At 39.5% G+C, this 17,238-nt stretch carries 23 protein-coding genes and 1 riboswitch; of the genes, 5 read left to right on the forward strand and 18 right to left on the reverse strand.

The window, feature by feature from the left end:
- Positions 1–259 precede the first annotated feature (259 nt).
- A riboswitch (glycine riboswitch) is annotated at positions 260–349 on the reverse strand.
- Between the two features lie 254 nt (positions 350–603).
- The gene (locus L1611_RS01635; protein WP_236311306.1) at positions 604–2,283 is read left to right on the forward strand and encodes a DEAD/DEAH box helicase; all 1,680 of its coding nucleotides are present in this window, start codon (positions 604–606) and stop codon (positions 2,281–2,283) included.
- Positions 2,261–3,061 carry a YqhG family protein gene (locus L1611_RS01640; RefSeq protein ID WP_236311307.1) on the forward strand — a complete coding sequence of 267 codons (801 nt, stop codon included), beginning with the start codon at positions 2,261–2,263 and terminating at the stop codon, positions 3,059–3,061. The genes L1611_RS01635 and L1611_RS01640 overlap by 23 nt, the downstream gene beginning before the upstream one ends.
- A 44-nt stretch (positions 3,062–3,105) precedes the next feature.
- Here the strand turns inward: L1611_RS01640 and L1611_RS01645 are convergent, their stop codons facing one another.
- Genes L1611_RS01645 through comGA form a run of 9 tightly spaced genes read right to left on the reverse strand, consistent with a single transcriptional unit; the run spans position 3,106 to position 7,853 of the window.
- Complete coding sequence (locus L1611_RS01645) at positions 3,106–3,282, reverse strand: YqzE family protein (protein ID WP_225063666.1); 177 nt, start codon at positions 3,280–3,282, stop codon at positions 3,106–3,108.
- 27 nt (positions 3,283–3,309) lie between these two features.
- On the reverse strand, positions 3,310–3,819 hold the full coding sequence (locus L1611_RS01650) for a shikimate kinase (RefSeq protein WP_236311309.1): 510 nt from the start codon (positions 3,817–3,819) through the stop codon (positions 3,310–3,312).
- The gene (comGG, locus tag L1611_RS01655; protein ID WP_236311310.1) at positions 3,819–4,199 is read right to left on the reverse strand and encodes a competence type IV pilus minor pilin ComGG; all 381 of its coding nucleotides are present in this window, start codon (positions 4,197–4,199) and stop codon (positions 3,819–3,821) included. The genes L1611_RS01650 and comGG overlap by 1 nt, the downstream gene beginning before the upstream one ends.
- On the reverse strand, positions 4,196–4,657 hold the full coding sequence (gene comGF / locus L1611_RS01660) for a competence type IV pilus minor pilin ComGF (RefSeq protein ID WP_236311311.1): 462 nt from the start codon (positions 4,655–4,657) through the stop codon (positions 4,196–4,198). Before comGF ends, comGG begins: the two co-directional genes overlap by 4 nt.
- Complete coding sequence (locus tag L1611_RS01665; RefSeq protein WP_236311312.1) at positions 4,623–4,952, reverse strand: type II secretion system protein; 330 nt, start codon at positions 4,950–4,952, stop codon at positions 4,623–4,625. Before L1611_RS01665 ends, comGF begins: the two co-directional genes overlap by 35 nt.
- On the reverse strand, positions 4,939–5,406 hold the full coding sequence (gene comGD, locus L1611_RS01670) for a competence type IV pilus minor pilin ComGD (protein ID WP_236311314.1): 468 nt from the start codon (positions 5,404–5,406) through the stop codon (positions 4,939–4,941). The genes L1611_RS01665 and comGD overlap by 14 nt, the downstream gene beginning before the upstream one ends.
- Entirely contained in the window at positions 5,372–5,686 is a 315-nt protein-coding gene (gene comGC, locus L1611_RS01675; RefSeq protein ID WP_236311315.1) for a competence type IV pilus major pilin ComGC, read from the reverse strand. Before comGC ends, comGD begins: the two co-directional genes overlap by 35 nt.
- A 21-nt stretch (positions 5,687–5,707) precedes the next feature.
- On the reverse strand, positions 5,708–6,739 hold the full coding sequence (gene comGB, locus L1611_RS01680) for a competence type IV pilus assembly protein ComGB (protein WP_236311316.1): 1,032 nt from the start codon (positions 6,737–6,739) through the stop codon (positions 5,708–5,710).
- On the reverse strand, positions 6,726–7,853 hold the full coding sequence (comGA, locus tag L1611_RS01685; RefSeq protein ID WP_322972517.1) for a competence type IV pilus ATPase ComGA: 1,128 nt from the start codon (positions 7,851–7,853) through the stop codon (positions 6,726–6,728). Before comGA ends, comGB begins: the two co-directional genes overlap by 14 nt.
- A 235-nt stretch (positions 7,854–8,088) precedes the next feature.
- Here comGA and L1611_RS01690 point away from each other — a divergent pair, with 235 nt between their 5' ends.
- The gene (locus L1611_RS01690) at positions 8,089–8,334 is read left to right on the forward strand and encodes a DUF2626 domain-containing protein (protein WP_221565541.1); all 246 of its coding nucleotides are present in this window, start codon (positions 8,089–8,091) and stop codon (positions 8,332–8,334) included.
- Between the two features lie 41 nt (positions 8,335–8,375).
- Here the strand turns inward: L1611_RS01690 and L1611_RS01695 are convergent, their stop codons facing one another.
- Both L1611_RS01695 and L1611_RS01700 read right to left on the reverse strand, forming a co-directional pair.
- A complete protein-coding gene (locus L1611_RS01695; RefSeq protein WP_236311318.1) occupies positions 8,376–9,479 on the reverse strand; it encodes an SAM-dependent methyltransferase in 1,104 nt (367 codons plus the stop codon).
- On the reverse strand, positions 9,476–10,117 hold the full coding sequence (locus L1611_RS01700) for an MBL fold metallo-hydrolase (RefSeq protein WP_236311319.1): 642 nt from the start codon (positions 10,115–10,117) through the stop codon (positions 9,476–9,478). The genes L1611_RS01695 and L1611_RS01700 overlap by 4 nt, the downstream gene beginning before the upstream one ends.
- A gap of 119 nt (positions 10,118–10,236) precedes the next feature.
- Between L1611_RS01700 and L1611_RS01705 the strand changes: the two genes are divergently transcribed.
- Positions 10,237–10,713, forward strand: a complete 477-nt coding sequence (locus tag L1611_RS01705) for a hypothetical protein (protein ID WP_236311320.1) — start codon at positions 10,237–10,239, stop codon at positions 10,711–10,713.
- Positions 10,714–10,839: 126 nt separating this feature from the next.
- Positions 10,840–11,025 (forward strand): DUF2759 domain-containing protein, encoded by a 186-nt coding sequence (locus L1611_RS01710; protein ID WP_236311321.1) that lies wholly within the window; start codon positions 10,840–10,842, stop codon positions 11,023–11,025.
- Positions 11,026–11,077: 52 nt separating this feature from the next.
- Here L1611_RS01710 and L1611_RS01715 read toward each other — a convergent pair whose 3' ends face one another.
- The 7 genes from L1611_RS01715 to L1611_RS01740 all read right to left on the reverse strand — a co-directional run bounded on the left by L1611_RS01715 (position 11,078) and on the right by L1611_RS01740 (position 16,980).
- A complete protein-coding gene (locus L1611_RS01715) occupies positions 11,078–11,380 on the reverse strand; it encodes an MTH1187 family thiamine-binding protein (protein ID WP_236311322.1) in 303 nt (100 codons plus the stop codon).
- Positions 11,381–11,392: 12 nt separating this feature from the next.
- Positions 11,393–12,163, reverse strand: coding sequence for an ABC transporter permease (locus L1611_RS01720; RefSeq protein WP_236311323.1), 771 nt, complete (start codon positions 12,161–12,163; stop codon positions 11,393–11,395).
- A gap of 6 nt (positions 12,164–12,169) precedes the next feature.
- Positions 12,170–12,874, reverse strand: a complete 705-nt coding sequence (locus L1611_RS01725) for an ABC transporter ATP-binding protein (protein ID WP_236311325.1) — start codon at positions 12,872–12,874, stop codon at positions 12,170–12,172.
- Between the two features lie 111 nt (positions 12,875–12,985).
- Positions 12,986–13,159, reverse strand: a complete 174-nt coding sequence (locus L1611_RS20880; protein WP_407681687.1) for a nucleotidyltransferase family protein — start codon at positions 13,157–13,159, stop codon at positions 12,986–12,988.
- 59 nt (positions 13,160–13,218) lie between these two features.
- Positions 13,219–13,434, reverse strand: coding sequence for a hypothetical protein (locus L1611_RS01730; RefSeq protein ID WP_236311326.1), 216 nt, complete (start codon positions 13,432–13,434; stop codon positions 13,219–13,221).
- Between the two features lie 136 nt (positions 13,435–13,570).
- Entirely contained in the window at positions 13,571–14,761 is a 1,191-nt protein-coding gene (locus tag L1611_RS01735) for a M14 family metallopeptidase (RefSeq protein ID WP_236311327.1), read from the reverse strand.
- A 344-nt stretch (positions 14,762–15,105) separates the two neighbouring features.
- On the reverse strand, positions 15,106–16,980 hold the full coding sequence (locus L1611_RS01740) for an LTA synthase family protein (RefSeq protein ID WP_236311328.1): 1,875 nt from the start codon (positions 16,978–16,980) through the stop codon (positions 15,106–15,108).
- Between the last annotated feature and the right edge of the window lie 258 nt (positions 16,981–17,238).

The raw sequence follows: 17,238 nt of genomic DNA on the forward strand, positions 1-17,238 counted from the left end.
ACGAGTAATTCGAGGCACGCAGATTTTAGGTCCGAGTCCTGATAATGAAGCCGGCTATACCCATCACGTCCTGTGCGTCGAAATTCGCTGTTTATCATTTGGATACTTTTTGAACTTCCTCTAAAAAAAGAGAGGACAAAGAAGACTTTTAATAACACAAGCCCTCTCTGTCCTCGTACCTGAAAGTTTGATCACAGAACTTCTGGTCCTGCGACTTTCCCCTTTGGTGGCTCCAAAAGCGGAGCACTCTCCAGAGTTGCGTCAAACAAGAGTCCCTTTGCCTGAGAGATTCGCGTTTGCTTGCTCCTTCGGCGCTACCTTGAAGGGTAGACTCTCCCCTTGTTCTCACTCGCAAATATATGATTGAACATACAAATTCCACACACCATAAAGACTAAATCGGTAACAGCTATTATATTTCTCAGTTCACTTGTTCATACTAAGGATGAATCTAGTTATATCTTATCATCGAATAACGTATAATCGCAATTATCTTTTCTATGGAAGCGTTACTATTTTTGATATTGACGAACATTATGGCATAAATCATCGAAATTCGTTCGAAAATCAATCTAATTTTACATTCGGAAAGGGTTTTCGTCTATGACTTTTAAAATCCAGCATGATCAATCCTGGAGTACCGATTTCATTAAGCGCCTGGATGAAGATGGTCCATGGGCAAATTGGGAACTTTACAAGCTTGCATTAGAGGCAGAAGAGAGTTTGATAATACCCGATTTTCTCGGCCTGCAGGCACCGAAGCATATCCCCCATGTCCAAATACTTCCTCATCAGCTGGAGGTTGCCCGAAAAGTCATTGAGGATATGAATGGAAAAGGGATTTTGGCAGATGAAGTAGGTCTGGGAAAAACGATCGAAGCCGGTTTGATAATGAAAGAATACATGATTCGTGGTTTAGCAAAAAAAATCTTAATTCTCGTCCCCGCTTCCCTTGTTTTGCAATGGACCTATGAATTGAATACGAAGTTCCTCATCCCTGCTGTTCCCCAAAAGAAAGCTTATGTCTGGGAGCAATATGATGTGGTCGTTTCATCCATCGATACAGCGAAGAGAAGCCCGCACCGTGAAATTGTTTTAGACCAGGATTATGATTTGATCATTATCGATGAAGCACATAAATTGAAAAATAAAAAGACGAAAAACTATGATTTCGTGCAGCATTTAAAGAAAAAGTACTGTCTTCTACTAACTGCAACACCAATCCAGAACCGGATCCAGGAGGTCTTCAACCTTGTTTCATTATTAAAGCCTGGTCATCTGGGCAATGAAGAGTATTTTGACGAAGCCTATAGATCAGGACGGTATGATGTTCAAAATGAAGAAAAGCTCAAGCAGTTGATCAATAAAGTGATGGTTCGTAACAGGCGTGAAGATACTGGTTTGAAATGGCCGAAACGTATCGTAAAGACTGTTCCGATCACACTTTCACCTACAGAACGTAAACTCTATGAATCCATTACACAAGCTCGGTCAAATACCGCTTATGAACAACACCATGCTTTTTCGACGATTACCCTTCAACGGGAAGTCTGCAGCAGTCGTGAAGCGGTTTTCTTAACGTTGAAAGCGATGGCTGAAAAAGAAGGTATCAGTGAGAGTGCAAGGGAGACAGCAATCTCCTTAATGCACGAAATCGAAAATGTCGATCGGAACTCAAAAGCGGAAAAAGCGCTGGAAATCATCCAGTCCATTGATGGAAAAGTGATCATCTTCACTGAATACCGGGCTACTCAACTTTATCTGCAATGGTACCTTCAACAGCATGGCATCAAATCTGTACCTTTCCGTGGCGGTTTTAAACGGAATAAGAAAGATTGGATGACACAACTTTTCAAAAATCACGCGAAAGTGCTGATTGCCACTGAAGCAGGTGGTGAAGGTATCAATCTTCAATTTTGTCAGCATATCATCAATTATGATTTGCCTTGGAATCCGATGCGGATCGAGCAAAGGATTGGAAGGATTCACAGAATCGGCCAGGAGCATGACGTGCATATTTACAATTTTGCGACAGAAAACACGATTGAAGAACATATCCTCCGCCTTTTATATGAAAAAATCAATCTATTTGAAAATGTGATTGGTGACTTGGATGAAATCCTTTCCCGTGTGGGGATGAAAAACATTGAACAACATATACGGGATATTTTTTACGATTCTGATACCGAGGGAGAAATCAGAGTGAAAATGGACAATTTGACTTCATTGTTGACTTATCCGAATAGTGAGGGGGATGCATATGCTTCAGAAGGACATTCATGATTTTCTGGACCGCTATTTTACTGCAAATGACTGTGAAATGCTCGAGCAGGGTAATGACCTTCTTCATGTCCAATTGACGATCGAACTTGATAAACTGTTGATGAACCGACCTTTTTATTGGCATTATCAGGAGCTGACAGGTGCAGAACCCAACCCTATGAAACTGAAGCTTCGAACAAAGCAGTCTGAAGAAGATTCAGACGGGGAGTTCGTCCATTTTGGATCACCTAGGTTACATCAGATTTTCCAATCAACTCGACAGCTCGGCTCTTATATCCGGCTTTACGAGAACGTCCAACAAAATGAAAATGCCTATGTCCCACTTGTGCCTTGGCTCGGTTTGAACATAAAAGTATCCTATCAATGTGACAGGAAGAAGGATTTCCTCTATTCTATAGGTCTTAATCTGATCAACGGGATGATGGTCAGTGAATTCCAGGGCTTGTTAGAATCAAAGCCTTTGACACCAAAAATCCCTGACTATTGCTATACGATGAGCACTTTGATAAGACCTGGCAGCGGAATCAAACGTATTGAACAGTATATTGAGCAAGTTATACAAGAAGATGACCCACAATGGTCGATTGATGCAAGGAAACGATGGAAGGAAGATGAGGAGCTGCTGGACCACTTCTATCAGGATATTGAAGAGCTTCCAGAGAGCTATCATGTCGAAAAGCAGGCACTGAAGGAACTGTATGAGCCAAAAGTTGTGATACAGATCATAAATGGTGGAATGTTCTATCTATCTAATCATACAATGATGAATTTGAATTGATATAAAAATGAGGGATGCACCGTTTATAGTACATCCCTCATTTTTCATTTCCGTCTGATTAACATTGAAATGGCCATCGGCAACAAACCAAACCATTTTACTGACAATGGAGGTTTCTGTTCTTTTCGTTCCTTCTTTTTCTCCACCCGGTCTTTCTTGGGCTGGTCAACATACCTTACAAATTGTTGCGTCAGAAATTTTACGAAATCATTCGTCGACACAGGAATCACCCGTTTTTATTACACATTTTAGGCAATCTCTATGGATTTTATCCATGCAAAAATTTCATCTGCAACTTGTTCGATCGTTTTGCCATCTGTCTGGACCGTCAAATCAGCATCTTCGTAATATGGTTGCCTTTTTTCAGCTAATTTCTCAATATCGCTTCTAGACTTCCCTTTAGCAAGTGGTCTGCCGTCCTGTTGTGAAAGCCGCTCGAATATGGTGTCGACAGTAGCTTCCAAATAGACGACATATCCGTTTTCTTTCATATGATTCCGGTTTTCTTTCCTTAAAACAACCCCTCCGCCTGTTGTGACAATGATATTAGAGGTCGGTAATTCCTGCAGTGCACTTTGTTCTTCATCCCGAAAGTAAACTTCCCCTTTTCGCTCAAATATTGAGGGAATATCCCATGCTAGCTTCTCTTCAATGTAGTTGTCCAAATCAATGACCCGTACCTCCATTTTCTCAGCTAACGCTTTGCCTACAGATGTTTTCCCTGCTGCCATGAAACCAATAAGATAAATTGCTCTCACTATACCACCACCCATTTGATAACTTCTTTGTTAACATAATTATAATACATTAAACCAGATCCTTTTCCAGTCTTGTCTAATTGTACATCAAAACTGACCATGTAAACTTCCTCTGATATTTGTGTAACCTTGTAGTGTACCGTTCCATCTTTGTAAGTGATTGATCCATGCTCATCTGCAGGGATGCTTCCGGATTGCAGTCCGTTGAAAACCTCGCCCCGAGACAACTCCAAGGTTACATTCACTTTAAACCAGACATAGTGTTTCTGTAGAAATTGCCTTTCACTATCCAAAATCTTAATATTGAAAAGCGTTACTGAAACCAGGAGCAAAGAAATGATGATTGAGAAAGCGGTTATATAACCGCTTTCCTTGTTCATTGATTCCTCCATTGATTGGCATGAGGTTGGACAAGGATCGTCTTATGTTCGTATTCCTGGTCAAACGAATGGATCAGCAGTTGGACTGAATATTGGGTATGTATGACTTTGAAATCATTCACTTTTTGTAAAATGATTTCAAAACCCCTTCCATTCACCTTCCTTACAATACGCTCACCATTTTTTTCATACGTTACCTCGTTGCCATCCGATTGTAATAAATACAATCGATTCCATCGGCTTTCTGCATGGAGCGAACCCTGGATTTCTTTATCAGCCTGTTCAAAAAACAAACTGATTTCTTGGTAATGCAGCGTTTTTAGGCTTGTTGAAAATATCGCAGAAAACATCAAGGGAGTCAAGGCTGCCAATGTGAGAAAAATACTTAAGGATAAGATCATTTCCAGCAACGTATATCCCGCTTCATGCTTCTCCACAAATCGACTTTTGTCTTCCATTTGATCCAATCCAATCTAAACAAATTTTAACATGATCATCCGGATACTCTGTTGATTTGATCTTATATTCTATGCCGTTTGCTTCTAGAGCTGTGTTATTTTCTTGAATCCTTTTTGTCAGTTTCCATTCCTGCAACAAGTTATGGCATTTTCCTATGGCATACTCCTCTTGTCGAATAGAAATCCTTTCTTCATAAACCGTTGTAAGTTGGGGAATGATCCAAAGTACAGCAAACATGAATATGCTCATGCCACACATCGCATCAATAAGTGTGAAACCGTTACACTTTTTCAATGTAAAACCTTCCCTTCCCCAACAGGAAGACGATTTTATATGTCTCTTTCTTTGTTCGTAATAACATCGTTCCGCCCTTCTGAATCGTTCCATTAGCTCCATACTCCAGTATCAAACCCGATGTCAGGTCTTGAAAATAAACACCTTCCGGAAAGTTGTTCGTCTTAAGCTTTTCCCTTTTCATCGAGTCTGTTTCAATGATATATATTCCATCAGCATTATTGAACTTGATCTGGACTTTGGTTTTTTCTGTCAATGCATACTGTTGTGCGTAGTGTAAGTCAGCCGTCAATAGTTGGATGAACTGATGTACTTCCCTATTTTCCTTCAATGGAATCATGCTGATGACAACTATCACAGTCATGACAACAACAATCGAAAGGACCATTAAGAGCTCGATCATCGTATATCCTTGTTCATTATGGTCTGCTGACTTTCCCTGTAGCAGGATCATAATTCAGGTCTCCATCCTCACCGGGACATTTCATATCCTCTGAATCGATATACTCTGACAAATCTTCAATACGTTCAGGCAATGTATTATTTTCCACTTCATAAGCTGCTACCTGGCTTTGAATCAATTTAACTGTGGCATTACAGCTTTTGTCCTTGACGACATCATTGTTCTTCGCCATATTCGGGACAGCAATCAATAGCAAAATTGAAATGATTAGAATGACGATCAGCATCTCGATCAACGTAAATCCATGTTCATTAGGACTTCGACCAGACATAATATAACTCCCTTCGTATCTCTATAGTGATTGAAAAAGTTGAAAAACCGGTATCATGACTGATAGGAAAAGTGCCAATACAATCGTCCCGATAATACCGAACAGAACAGGTTGTAATAGTGCCATCAACCGCATCAAACGATTCTCGGCATTTTCAAGTAACATTTCACTGTACAGTATTAACTCCTCTCCTAATCTTCCATTTGACTGACCTAAGAAAGTGACCTGGGCCAGACCTGGTAAAAAATAAGGCTTGGCTTTTAAAGTTTCACTCAGCGATTTACCTCCCCTTAAATCAGCCATAAACAAGGCAGACTCTTCCTGGAGCAACCGTGAATAACTTTGTTGTTCAAACAATTGGAACGCATGGGATATCGACAATCCCCCTTTTAATAGATGACCAAGTTGAAATGAAAAATATTGGGTAAGAACCGTTTTCAGACCTTCACCCAAGAAAGGGAATCGTAACCAGAAAGAAACCTTGTCATGTGTGTTTCTATGTTTGAACCTAAAATGGTAGACAAGGAAAAACACTAAGTTGAAAATCAACGTTAGATACATGAGTATTGGGATGAACTCCAGGAAAGTAATTAAAAAACGTGTAAAAAACGGGAGTGATAGATCAACGGATTGAAAAAGCTTCGAAAACTGGGGAAATAGAAATTTGAGCATTAAAAACATCATCACCGTTAATGTGACAAGAAGAACGGTTGGATAACGGATGGATTGCAGAAACGATTTTTTTAGATCTTCGCGTTTTTGGAGGATGGAACTTCCTACTAATAATCCAAATGATAAATGTCCTTGTTCTGAAGCGAAAAAAAGGTATCCAAGTATGTCTGGAGGCACTCTTTGATGTTCAAGCGCTTCAAATAAAGGAATTCCTTTGACAAGATCTCTTCTTATCGAATCAATCGGAAAGTTTAGCTGACGATTATCCAGAAGACTGAGTAAAGTAAGTGACTCTGAGATTGAATAACCTTTTTCGAGTAATGTACCCATACTTTTCAAAAACAGGGCTTGTTGGGAATTTGACCATCTACGCCTTCTCATAGCCGATAGCCTTCTTAACCCCAAATGGCCGCAAGGGAGTATAACCCATTGCCATAGCACGTATATGATAATCATCCAATTGGGGAAAACGTTTAAAGTTGCTTTCTCTCTTCTCAATAGAAGCCATCGTCTCCTTCAGCAGTTCACCTTGCAACGTTTCATAAATCCCCATCCGCCGATTTTTTCTCCTAAGTATGCAATAGAGCGAACAATCCGAGCCACAATACGGACACTCGATTTCACATAACCTTTGGGAGACGATGCCCAGTAATGTCTGTTTCAAATCTTCCAATTTCAATCCGAATTCAAGCAGTCTGAAGAGACATCCAATCGTATCTTTTGCATGGAGGGTTGATAAGACTAGATGACCGGTTAAAGAGGCCCGTATCGCTAAATGTGCCGTCGCGTCATCCCTTATTTCCCCGATCATGATGACATCCGGGTCATGACGCAATATCGACTTGAATCCATCAAGATAGGTTACACCTGCTGGCTCATTGATTTCAATTTGCAGCAAACTGTCCATTCTTTTTTCAATAGGGTCTTCCAACGTAATAATCTGTCGCTTCAGTTGATGTTGGGATTCTTTCAACAAGGAGTATAGGAGTGTTGTTTTTCCCGATCCAGTAGGCCCTGCGAACAAAAGTAGACCTTGTGGTTTTGAGAGGAGTTTGAAGATGTTTTTGATGGAACCGGGGAATATGGAAAGGTTCGTATAGGTGTTTAAATCATCTTGAGGTAAAAAACGTATGGCTAGGGCTTCATTATAAGCGGATGGTAAGGTTGACAACCTCAAGTGGATATTACCATTGATAGGTAGGTAATGGTGGATGGAGCCATTCTGTGGCCTTCGTCTTTCTCCAATATCCATACCTGCTAAGTATTTAAAGTGGGAAATCAGACGTTCACTTTGCTTCAATGGCATCTCTTCAAGGGTGAATAGACGTTGATCAACTCTCGCTTGAATGGCTGCGAACCGACGCTTCGGGATCACATGTATGTCGGATGCTTGCATGCCTAGTGCTTGTAAGATTAGTTTTTCACTCTTTGTTTCGACACTAATTTCTATAAAACCACCTTCTTTCGGGAAGTATATAAATAATTCGACAGATATGAAATTTATCCTTTTTTAAAATTCAAATTCCTGTATATTTTTTCATATTGCCATTATACTATATATAGCTTTGAAAAAATTAGAGTGTCGACACAAAATTAACACAGCAAATGTAATTTACTTTTTTGATTCATTTGATTTATAATACTAAAAGAGTCCATTTAATTTTGGATGGAGAATCGTTCAACCGCACTTATCTATCCGTAATGATCATTGCTGCAAAGGAGGATTACATATGGCAAGAATGTACCGCATGATGGGATTTTGGACGGCAGTCATCGCTGTAATGGCTTATGTAGGTGACATGCAGGCATTTTCCCTTCTGTTCGTAGGACAAACGGTCATGTTTGTTGCACTTGGATACCTTAATTTATCTGAAAGAATGTATATTTATATTTTCGGTGCCTACCTAACAGTCTTCTTTATCGGCTTCACATACTGGAGCACTTTTATGATGACACCTGGTTCAGGCGGACATTAATTTGAGCGCAAAAAAAAGATGGACCCTCAGTCCATCTTTTTTTAACGCCCTTTTTCTTGTACGATTACATAAAATGCATCGCTGATCCCTCCTGGAGTTACAAAGGAACGGATTGCACGATTCAATCTGTTTTCTTCTGAAAATGGATTACGATTGTCATGTTCGACCAAATGATTGAACAAGCCGTTTTCCAGTAAAAAATCCCTCTGTTTCCCAACATATCTATTTTGAAGACCCAGTTGTCCCCCTTTTTTAATCAAGGCATCCAGCTGGATATGGGTCGTCAAATCCATCTGCCCAGGGTATGAAAGTGGATTCTCAATCAGTTGATGATCGAGATACCCCCTAAGGCTTCCATTGCGTAGTGCAGGATCCAATAGTTCATCGTTTTTATACCCATAATCCACTGTTACTACTAACCCTGATTTAAGGAGCTTCGCCATATCAGAAAGCCAATTCATCATCTTCAACGGAACTTCGAATCGGTGTTTTTCTGGTAGCTCTATACCGCTCCACTCCAACCATTGCAAGAGCTCGTTGTTAACCGCTGGATCCAATACTTCCTTTAAGGTATACCACTTATCGAGTGTAAGCTTCACTTCATGAATGGCATCTTCTCGTTTCTCGACAACATGAACAGGGAAAGCATCCAACAGTTCATTCGAAAAAATGATCCCTTTAAATCCAATGTTGTCTTTTTGGAACGTAGAAAGCGATGAATAATATTTGATGTTTTCATGGTCAGACAGGTTCATCTGGGCTGTTTTCAGATGGTCTTGACTTACGTCAATGAAGGAAAAGATTATTTCACGATATCGAACTGGTTTCGTTCCTTTCAGATAGTCGAGAACTTGTTTTGTGAATGTCCCATTTCCTCCCCCAATTTCACAAATATGAAACGGAAGCTCATGATCTCTACAATATTTATCGAAGTAATCGGCAAACACCCAGGCAAATACAGGATGGATTGAGCTGGACGTGTAAAAATCCCCCTCTTTCCCGATTTTTGTATCTTCTTTTTGGTAATACCCGGCCTGATGGTAAAGGACAGTCTCCATATAATCGGCATAGCTTATTCTTTGATCCTCAGTCGATTGGATCCTCCCATACAGAGCCTCTTCAATCGTCAATTGCTCTTTCTTCATAACGAAAAGCCATTTAAGAATGGGTTTGAATCCATTTCTTCACCAATCGTTGTAGTAGGACCGTGTCCTGAAAGTACAAGTGTCTCCTCATCCAATGATAGTAATTGATTGTGGATGCTTTTCAGAAGGAGCTTATGATCACCTCCGGGTAGATCCGTTCGCCCGATACTGCCCATAAATAACGCATCTCCACTTACAACTAAATCACTTTCTTTAAAATAAAACGAAACACTTCCTGGTGAATGTCCAGGAGTATGTAGAACTTGGCACGTAAAGAAACCTGCTTCAAGGTCTTGTCCACCTTTCAATACATGATCCGCCTTGTTCATGGCGATCGACTGGACCATCGGGAAAAAACTAGAACCATTCAGATCCGGGTCCCCTAACCATTCCAGTTCCTCTTTATGGAGATAGACTGGGGCCTTCCATCTGGACCGGACCTCATCCAGTGCCCCGATATGATCAAAATGAGCATGCGTCAGGAGAATGGCCACCGGTTTCAACCCTAACCTTTCTATTTCCTGATTTATCCGATCCGCCTCACTTCCTGGGTCGATGATCAATGCTTCCCTTTGCCCATTCCACAGTAAATAGCAATTTGCCTGTACAGGACCGACCGTGAGTTGTTTCCATTCCATTCTTATCGCCTCCATTGCTAAACTTCTTCATTTATTCTACACTATAAGAAATTCAAAATTGAAGTATGTATTCCATTCTACAATACCAATTCTATTGTTATAAGGAAAGTGAGGGAACTATGCAAATTCTCTATGGCGTTGAACATCGGGATTTAAAGGGGCACTCCTCAGGGTTTTCCAGCCAATTTGTACGTAAAATAGCCGAAACGGCATCGATCCTTGATCGTGATGATCGTTTGTGTATTGTCCAAACAGAATCCGAAAAACAAGCACTTAAAGATCTTTTTGAACGAGAGAATCTATATGAAGAGACATTTGAGCTATACCCGCTTCAGTCACCAGCAGCTTCTTTCAATACGGATTATGGGTTTGTTTCATCCTCAAATCGTGTTTACTTGTATAAAGAAATGACGGTACCCTTTCGTATAAATGATGAGGAAGAAGATGATATCAAAATGGCCATGCTCCAAATGGAAGAACATTTAGTTGCAGTCGATGAATCTGTAAATCCTTTCGTCTATTTTGCAGATCGGCAACAGGGGGATCTTATCAAACAAATCGGTTCAGCCTATCAAGTGTCCGTCACACTTTTGTAAGGAATGGAATCTCGACAAGCAAACAAAAAACAGGTACAATAGGGTAGGCAATCATTCTATTACATAGATTGTTTTCGGAAAATTAGGTTATAGTAAAACTAACAACAACATAAGGGGGGAAAGTTTATGGCATTGGCAATCATCTTTGGCCTTGTAACCCTTTTCGCAATTTGGGCGTTATTTAGAGAATTTAAAAGAAAAAATATTTTTGCATTAGGTTTTGCCTTCTTGACTGTTGCAGTATTCGGATGGTTTACGGTGATGACCGTAATTGACATCTTCCATACTGGTGGTTGGGGCGGCGGACACTAAACCGTCCACAGGAAAAAAGATTGACCGTTTCGGTCAATCTTTTTTATTACTCTTATAATTTTTGCTCAACGGATTCTACTTTATCTTCCATACTCACTTTTTTGTCCCGGCGATCATCTAAGCGGATATTCGTTGAAACTCTCTCTATGCCATTTTTGAACGGTACTTCGTGAATTTGTTTGATTACATCGAATAGATCATCAAGTTCCCCTTCAATCAAGGTACTCATCGGTGTGAGTTTGTACGTGATCTTGTCCGTGTTTCGGTCAAGAACTTTTTGGACTTCAGCTACATCCTCACTCATACTCGGGGTTTTCGTTCCTAGCGGTACTACTGTTACATCAACTATTGCCATTGTAACCCTCCTCTAAGAATTTATATTGATTAGTTGCATTTTATCATTAAAATAAAATCTGTAAAGTAATATGGTCACCATCATCGCACAGACCGCCACAGAAACAAAAATACTTAGTGAGATGACGATTTGATAACGGACTGCATCCATTGGTGAAACGCCTCCTAAGATCAGGCCTGTCATCATGCCAGGCAATTGGACTAAGCCGATCGTCTTCAAACCGTCTATATTCGGAATCATAGCTGCCTTCAATGTCTTTTGTACAATTTGTAAAGAAGCTTGCTGTGGAGTTGCTCCTAAAGATAAGGCTGCTAATACCCTTCCTTTCTCTTCTCTGAATTGACTCTGCAACCGTTCGATGGCAAGTCCAATGGCGATCATGCTATTCCCTATTATCATGCCGCTGATAGGGATCACTTTTTCAGCAGAAAAAGGGATATATCCAAATAATAACCATAACGAAATGATAAACACTTCCGTGAGGGCAATGATGATGAATACAACTGGGAATACGAAAGGAATATTTTTGCCTTTTCTGGCAGCGTTTATCGTTGCTACAACAACCATGACTGCCACCCATAGACCGATCCCTTGCCAATTAGGCAAATCAAATAGAAAGGTCAATACATAACCGATGATGAATAGCTGTACCACTCCACGTATGGATGACCATATGATCGTTTTTGATAGGTTCAGCGAAAACCAGTAAGAAAGCGATACTGGAATGAAAACGAAAACAATAATGAATAATAACGATAAGTTGGATAGTTCAGTACCTTCCATCGGGTCCTACTCCTTTAAAAATTTCTCAAAATGATTTGTCTCAGGATGTGCGAACATTCTAGTCGTCATCCCTCTTTCAATAAGTTTTCCTTCTTCCATATATAGAGTTTGGCTTCCCATTCGTTCCGCCTGTTTAAGATTATGAGTGACCATCAATATAGAAATTTCTTTCTCATCCCTTAAACGGATCAAAAGCTCTTCTATATGTTCCGTTGTCTTTATATCCAATGCGCTTGTTGCTTCATCAAGCAATAGCACTGAAGGTTTATTGGCAAAAGTCCTCGCTATGGCGACCCTCTGCTGTTCTCCGCCTGATAATGATGTGACGTGGCGCATCTTGAAGGACTTAGGAAGGTCTACCAAATCAAGTAAGCGGTCAACATTGCAGTCCTCTAATTTTCCACTCATTTTCGGACCATATTGTATATTTTCCTCTGCAGTTCCATCAAATAGATAAGCCGACTGAAAAACCATCCCAATTTCACATCGCAATTGAGTAACAGGTATATCTTTGATGTTCTGGCCTAAATAATAAATTTTGCCAGAGATCGGTTCTTCCAATCGGTTCAATAAAAATAGCAAGCTGCTTTTTCCCGCTCCAGAAGGACCGACAATTGTCATAATCTGTTTACGTCTAAGCTCGAATGAAATGTCTTTCAAGCGATCTGTAGATACATCTTTACAAGTGATGATCGATTGATTCTTGTCCATATACCTCCGACTCCAATATCCTATATTATCAAATAGTCTTTACCTGAAACGTATACTTTACAAACCACAAGGGAAATGTTTTATATATAAGGACCATCTTTCTGCTGAACCTCATCCAATATACGTTATTTTTAATCGCTTCCAGATACCTTCCAACCCATGCTCATTTATTTTGAGACCTAACGCAGTAGCAGTCTCGGGAAATTTCGAAATTGCGTCTACAGTTGATATATAAGGCGGAATGTCCTTCACAAGGTACATTCTTGCTTCATTTTGACTGACCATGGGGGATATCAGGCTAGAACATGTCCAAATCGTTCTCTAATTTCTATTCATGACCCTCATCAAATGTAATTTGAATTGAAGCAGAGGACATCGATATCCGCCAAATTTCGTCCGTTAGTTGAATTCATGTAAGGTGTCCCAAATTTTTGTACGGACAAATCCTGTGCAATCCACCAATCAGGGAGAATCATTTGCTTTACTGCATACAAGTAACCTATCATCCAAGCGTCATTCTCAACTATTTCAATGATATCTTTTTCAAATACTATACTCAATAGTCATTCCCCTTTACCTAAGGATTATGGTTCTTCATGATGGTTGTTGTTTTTGATAGGCTGATCGTATACGCCATCACAGGTTCTCGTTTCTTATTTTTGTAAAAAGTAAAAACCACACCAGTAAGTGTGATTTTTACATATATAGGCTTGCAAGCATGATTCCTAAAGTTTCTTGATAGATCTCGTCATACTGGTTTAATGGAAGGGGATTAACCCCTTCCCCAAGTTCAACAGTAAATCCTGGGCGGTGCCATTCCTTAATGAACCAGTCTTTATAACCTGCATAACTATCTAAATACCGAACTGCTTTATAACCGCTTACCCGTTCAAATTCATTCACAATTGTCTCAGTGTATGGAGGTTCTACCCCTTCATATCCCCAATAGATTTCTTCTCCTTGTGTATGAAAAGCGATGACCCGGTCAAAATCCTCATTACGAGTCAGCTCTGCCATAGCGATCGTTTCCGGTTCGGTTAAGGGTCTTTCTCCTGGATAGTCTCTAGGTGCAGGGGATTGTGGCTTCCTAGGTTTTTCTACCTCCCATTTTGCAGGGAACTGATTGTTCAAATCTATTCCTCTTATATTCGCCTTCCACCTAGAGAAATCTGTATTTCCTTGATTCAGTTCAAGCACAAAGTCTCTGTAATACTCACTTTCCGGGGGGCCATTAAGAACAAGATCCACACCATCAGGATTGACCATGGGGACAATCGATAAAGTTTCCCCATCATAAAAAGGTGACATGTTTAATCCCCGTATCATCCATTGGTTCGTCAAAGCTAACAAATAGTCATTCAAGAAATTCATTATGACTGCTGTTGTAATCCATTCTTGAGCATGAAACGCCCCATTCATATGGACTTTCTTTTCTCCGTTGCCAATTTGGATTTCAGGAATTGATTTTCCGAGTACTGATTTGCCAATTGATTTCACCCGAATAAAAGGATAAGCCTCCTTTAAAGAACTCACGTTTTTCTGCATCGCTGCCCAATCATATTTCGTTTTAGGGTTCACATATGGAGTGACTACCCTAACAGGCACGTTAATGATTTGTCCAATTTGAAGATTACTTGGAGAAGTGTTTGGATTCATGATTGTGAGGGCATCAAGTGCCAGCTTTCTTCTTTGTGAAATCTTGTAAAAGGTATCTCCTTTTTGGATTGTATATTTTTCCGTTCTATATGCAGGTATTTCTACCTCTGAACCTACCTGTAGACTAGATGGATTGAGCTTTCGGTTTGAATCGATTACAAGTCGGAGTGGCACATTGAACAATTTAGCAAGATACCAAAGTGTATCTCCTTTACGTACGCTCACCTTCATTATAACTTCCCCCCTAATAACCATTCTCCCACCATATATATGGTTTGGATATACAGTTATGAATCATTTTATGTATGATTACAGGAAGAATCCGCAGGGCTTTAGGTTAATTTTAATTCTTGATTTTTTTCACTGCTAGAATGTATTTCATACTTTCTTTAGGAAAAAAGCTAACCTTTCAATAACTCCTGCAGGAAAAACGAACAAGCCAACCCCAGCGAGGAAAGGGTGAGGAGTCCTGTGGACCCCATGTGGAAGAGGAGAATATTTCATCAACAATCAAGGTACGACAAAGCATTATAAAAAACCGTGCCAACATTTGGTTGACACGGTCTCTGTTATATCTATTCTTCTTTGATTGTTCCCGTTTTCGGATCGAAGAAACGTAGCAAGTCTCCATAAACGATACGGTCAGAGTAATCAAGTTCTTTCTTCGCTTTTTCCATAAATGGCTCACAAGCTGTTTTCTCTACTTCTTCACCAGACTCTTTATCGTAGCAAGTGTTATCTGTATATACGTGATCTTTAGTGATAAAGCTTCCGTCACGCAATACTGCAAAGTCTTGACGTTCTTTAGAGAACAAGTCAGATCCAAATTGGATAGTATTTTTGGTATCTTTTCCTAGTAGGTGCATGATCGTTGGTCTTAAGTCAACTTGACCACCGACAGTATCCATCACTTTACCATTTCCATCTCCAGGAATGTGGATATACATCGGTACACGTTGCAGCTGTGTCGATTCGAATGGTGTGATTTCCTTACCGAGATATTCTCCCATAGCTTTATTATGGTTTTCTGAGATTCCATAATGATCTCCGTAAAGGATAAATACGGTATCTTCGTACATACCCTCATTCTTTAGACTATCGAAGAACATCTTAACAGCTTCATCTGTATAACGAACTGTTGTAAAATAACGGTTTACCGTACCATCGTTAGACGACCACTCCGGAATGAATTCGTCTTCCTGTTCCAAAGTGAATGGGAAGTGGTTTGTCAACGTGATGAACTTCGTGTAATAAGGTTCAGGTAATTCTTTCATATGATCCACTGATTGTTGGAAAAAGAATTCATCCTTCATACCCCAACCAACTGATTCTTCAGGTTTTATATCGTAATCCGTCGCTGAGTAAAACTTATCATAACCAAGCGAGTTGTACATGATATCACGATTCCAGAAACTTTTGTTGTTCGCATGAAAGTTTGCCGTATGGTAACCTTCTTCTTTTAAAAGTTCTGGTGTAGCTTGATATTCATTTTGTGAATGAGTGAAGAAAACTGCTCCACTTGGTAAAGGATACATAGAGTTGTCTAATAAGAATTCTGAATCAGATGTTTTTCCCTGTCCTGTCTGATGATAGAAATTAGGAAAATAATACGTGTCTTCATCCTTCTTCAATTCATTAAGAAATGGAGTAATTTCTTTTCCTTCTAAATTGTTATCAATTACAAAGTTCTGCATTGATTCTAATGTAATGATAACGACATTTTTATCTTTTGCAGCTCCGAACATCTCTGGGTCCGGGCTTTTATAATCAGCTTTAACATAGTTTTCAATATCAGCGATTTCACTGCCATCAGCTAAGGCACGTTGCGCTTTCGCTTTTGACTGGATGATCGCATCATATGCATGGTAATTGTATGCTCCGATATTCTTAATCAACATTTCACGGTCAAAAGAACGTGTCAATAATTGTGGGCGCTCCGTCTCGGCGATTCCAACATTGACGATGAAAATGATCAAACTTGTCGCAAACACAAGCCCAATTTTCTTCGATGACAGTTTTGGCGATTCAATTTTGCGTAATTTCATGTAAACTGCAAGAACAATAATATCCACGAATAATAAAAGATCATATGGATAAATTAACGACGTAATACTGCTCCCCAGGTCACCCATGTTACTTGTTTGGAATAATACCGGAATTGTAATGAAATCATTGAAGAACCGGTAGTAGACCATATTTGCGAATAAAATGAATGACGCTACGAAATTCAATAGTAGAACCACGATATTGCGAGCTTTTCCTGAGAAAAAGAGGGCAATACCTAGAATGAATACTACTGAACTAAGCGGATTGATCAAAAGAATGATTTCTTGAACAGCATTTTCTATTTTCAGATCAAACGAAATTTTATATACCAGATACGATTTCAACCATAGTAAAACACCTGTGATGATGATAATCTGATATTTTGATAGGGTGTTTTTCAACATCGTACAGTTACCTCCTTGACTTGATGACTCATTCTTTCTCTTGTTTGAATTAGTATAGTTTTCTTAATTGTTTTTTCTCCATTCGCTTTTCACATGATTGTTATAATACTCCCTTTTATATTTTTTTTCAAGAGAAATTTAGCCTTTTTCAATAATTTGTAAATTATATTACACCTATGTTAAGTTAACTATCCCCTGTTGAAAATACCGTTAAACCTATAGACGATCAAATAAGAAAAAAGTTTTAAGTTTGTATAC

The sequence above is a fragment of the Pseudalkalibacillus salsuginis genome, assembly GCF_021646685.1.
GTDB classification, from domain to species: domain Bacteria; phylum Bacillota; class Bacilli; order Bacillales; family Fictibacillaceae; genus Pseudalkalibacillus; species Pseudalkalibacillus salsuginis.

What these genes read in the sequence shown, in the direction of transcription:
- L1611_RS01635 (WP_236311306.1), top strand. Translation starts at nt 604, where the DNA reads ATGACTTTTAAAATCCAGCATGATCAATCCTGGAGTACCGATTTCATT.
- L1611_RS01640 (WP_236311307.1), top strand. Translation starts at nt 2,261, where the DNA reads ATGCTTCAGAAGGACATTCATGATTTTCTGGACCGCTATTTTACTGCA.
- comGG (WP_236311310.1), bottom strand. Translation starts at nt 4,199, where the DNA reads ATGAACAAGGAAAGCGGTTATATAACCGCTTTCTCAATCATCATTTCT.
- comGF (WP_236311311.1), bottom strand. Translation starts at nt 4,657, where the DNA reads ATGGAAGACAAAAGTCGATTTGTGGAGAAGCATGAAGCGGGATATACG.
- comGD (WP_236311314.1), bottom strand. Translation starts at nt 5,406, where the DNA reads ATGATCCTGCTACAGGGAAAGTCAGCAGACCATAATGAACAAGGATAT.
- comGC (WP_236311315.1), bottom strand. Translation starts at nt 5,686, where the DNA reads ATGTCTGGTCGAAGTCCTAATGAACATGGATTTACGTTGATCGAGATG.
- comGB (WP_236311316.1), bottom strand. Translation starts at nt 6,739, where the DNA reads ATGAGAAGGCGTAGATGGTCAAATTCCCAACAAGCCCTGTTTTTGAAA.
- L1611_RS01690 (WP_221565541.1), top strand. Translation starts at nt 8,089, where the DNA reads ATGGCAAGAATGTACCGCATGATGGGATTTTGGACGGCAGTCATCGCT.
- L1611_RS01695 (WP_236311318.1), bottom strand. Translation starts at nt 9,479, where the DNA reads ATGAAGAAAGAGCAATTGACGATTGAAGAGGCTCTGTATGGGAGGATC.
- L1611_RS01700 (WP_236311319.1), bottom strand. Translation starts at nt 10,117, where the DNA reads ATGGAATGGAAACAACTCACGGTCGGTCCTGTACAGGCAAATTGCTAT.
- L1611_RS01705 (WP_236311320.1), top strand. Translation starts at nt 10,237, where the DNA reads ATGCAAATTCTCTATGGCGTTGAACATCGGGATTTAAAGGGGCACTCC.
- L1611_RS01710 (WP_236311321.1), top strand. Translation starts at nt 10,840, where the DNA reads ATGGCATTGGCAATCATCTTTGGCCTTGTAACCCTTTTCGCAATTTGG.
- L1611_RS01715 (WP_236311322.1), bottom strand. Translation starts at nt 11,380, where the DNA reads ATGGCAATAGTTGATGTAACAGTAGTACCGCTAGGAACGAAAACCCCG.
- L1611_RS01720 (WP_236311323.1), bottom strand. Translation starts at nt 12,163, where the DNA reads ATGGAAGGTACTGAACTATCCAACTTATCGTTATTATTCATTATTGTT.
- L1611_RS01725 (WP_236311325.1), bottom strand. Translation starts at nt 12,874, where the DNA reads ATGGACAAGAATCAATCGATCATCACTTGTAAAGATGTATCTACAGAT.
- L1611_RS20880 (WP_407681687.1), bottom strand. Translation starts at nt 13,159, where the DNA reads ATGGTCAGTCAAAATGAAGCAAGAATGTACCTTGTGAAGGACATTCCG.
- L1611_RS01735 (WP_236311327.1), bottom strand. Translation starts at nt 14,761, where the DNA reads ATGAAGGTGAGCGTACGTAAAGGAGATACACTTTGGTATCTTGCTAAA.
- L1611_RS01740 (WP_236311328.1), bottom strand. Translation starts at nt 16,980, where the DNA reads ATGTTGAAAAACACCCTATCAAAATATCAGATTATCATCATCACAGGT.